General features: G+C 37.8%; 2 protein-coding genes. Both read right to left on the reverse strand.

Annotated features, from left to right (window positions below):
* Nucleotides 1-159: 159 nt before the first annotated feature.
* Entirely contained in the window at nucleotides 160-1,572 is a 1,413-nt protein-coding gene (locus CCAND38_RS11285) for an MBL fold metallo-hydrolase (protein WP_042345572.1), read from the reverse strand.
* 77 nt (nucleotides 1,573-1,649) lie between these two features.
* A partial coding sequence (locus tag CCAND38_RS11290) for a sulfite exporter TauE/SafE family protein (protein ID WP_042345574.1) occupies nucleotides 1,650-2,196 on the reverse strand: 547 nt, incomplete at its 5' end.

Raw genomic sequence — 2,196 nt, forward strand, 5'->3', positions numbered from 1 at the left:
CCGCTCCTTGTACGCTACCTGCCGAAAACTCGGCAGGTGTGCGAACATCTACTAAAAATACCCCTTCTTTTATAGCCTCTTTTAGTTGACTATTATCCGCTGATCCAAATATGTTTCTAAAAAATCCAAACATTACGATTCTTATTAAGATAATAAAAATTAATTGAATACTTTACTTTGACATACAAAATTGGTTTTTGGAACATTCGTCTTTGCTATAGCATTGAAACCACCTGCCACTTCCGTAAAATTTCTGTAACCTCTTGCTTGTAGGATACTTGCCGCAATCATACTGCGATATCCTCCGGCACAATGCAAATAGAAGTGTTGCTTTGGATCAATACCGTTTATCCAATCATTAATATATGCCAGTGGTTTACTAAACGCATCTTCAATATGTTCCGCTGCGTATTCGCTTTCTTTTCGGACATCAATCACTTGGTTTTCTCCTATTCTTACCTCATTAGCAAACTCTTCAGCACTGATGCGATTTATTGAGTCGATGTCTTTTCCAGACTTTTCCCAGGTTTCAAAACCTCCTGACAAATATCCCAACACGTTGTCAAATCCAACACGGCTCAACCTTGTCACAGCTTCTTCCTCTTTATCTCTATCAGTAACCAGCAAAATAGGTTGATTTACATCCACAATTAGTGTTCCTACCCAAGGAGCAAAATCGCCATTCAAACCAATATTGATAGATTGTGGTATGAATCCTTTTGCAAAATCTTGATTGCTTCGAGTGTCTAAAATCAACGCACCTGTATTTTCTGCCGTTGTTTCTAACTCATCAGCGGTAAGAGGATTCATTCCTTGATTAAGCACTTCATCAAAGTTACTGTATCCTTTTTTATTCATAGCTACATTCATCCCAAAATAAGCAGGAGGAGGTAAAAGCCCTTCTGTAACAGCCTTGATAAACGCCTCCTTGTTAGGTTGATTCAATGCGTAATTCATTTTCTTTTGATTTCCGAGGCTGTCTACAGTTTCTTTCATCATGTTTTTCCCACAGGCGGAACCTGCTCCGTGTGCTGGATAGACCGTTACCTCATCTGGTAGTGGTAATATTTTGTTATACAGGCTCTCGTAGAGTAATCCAGCTAATTCTTCTTGGGTCATGTTGGCAGCTTTTTGAGCCAAATCAGGTCGTCCAACATCACCTAAAAATAAAGTATCTCCGCTAAACAAGGCAGTTTCTTTACCGTTTTCATCAAGCAGTAAAAAACAAGTGCTTTCCATGGTATGCCCAGGAGTGTGCAATACTTTAATTTTCACACTTCCCAATTCAAAAATTTGATTGTCTTCCGCAACAATCGCCTCAAATTCAGGATTTGCCGTAGCTCCATAAACAATGGGGGCTCCTGTTTTTTTACTCAAATCCAAATGTCCACTCACAAAATCAGCGTGAAAATGTGTTTCAAAGATATATTTGAGAGCCACGCCATCCTGAGCTAAACGGTCTAAATAAGGTTTCGTTTCTCGCAAAGGATCTATGATAGCAGCTTCTCCATTGGAAGTGACGTAATACGCCCCTTGAGCTAAACATCCTGTGTAAATTTGTTCTATTTTCATTGTTTTCTATTTTTTTAAGTGCAAAATTATGAATACGTGTTTAATATACAGTTACTTTGGTTACATAAGTCCATTTTTTATTGTAAAATAGTTTCTTTGATGATAATGTAAATCCCCATAATCAAAACGAACCACCCGAAGATAGGCTTCAGTTTAGCACCATCAATCTTTTTAGACAGAGCCATACCTATGAAAATCCCAAATATGGCAAATGCAGTAACCTTTGCAAGGAAAAGATAATCCATTGGGGTTTCGCTATTTTCTCCTAAAAAACCTATCAAAGACTTTGCTGCAATGATAACTAATGAGGTTCCCACAGCCTCTTTCATTGGTAATTTACTCAAAATCACTAATGCAGGGATAATTAAGAAACCGCCTCCCGCTCCTACAAGTCCTGTCAAAATACCTACAACGATTCCTTCAATCAAAATCAAAGGATAGTTAAACTGTTGTTTTTTAGCAACTTTCTCTTGATGGTGCTTAGTTTTCTTTATCATGCTGTAAGACGCTACAATCATCAACACAGCGAAAAGTAGCATTAGCAATATATTTTTAGTAATTACAAATTCTCCAACAGCCAATATTTCGTGTGGAATTGCAGGAACGATATAGGCTCCTGTGAAA

Origin of the sequence: Capnocytophaga canis (assembly GCF_000827555.1) — a bacterium.
Classification (GTDB): Bacteria; Bacteroidota; Bacteroidia; order Flavobacteriales; family Flavobacteriaceae; genus Capnocytophaga; species Capnocytophaga canis.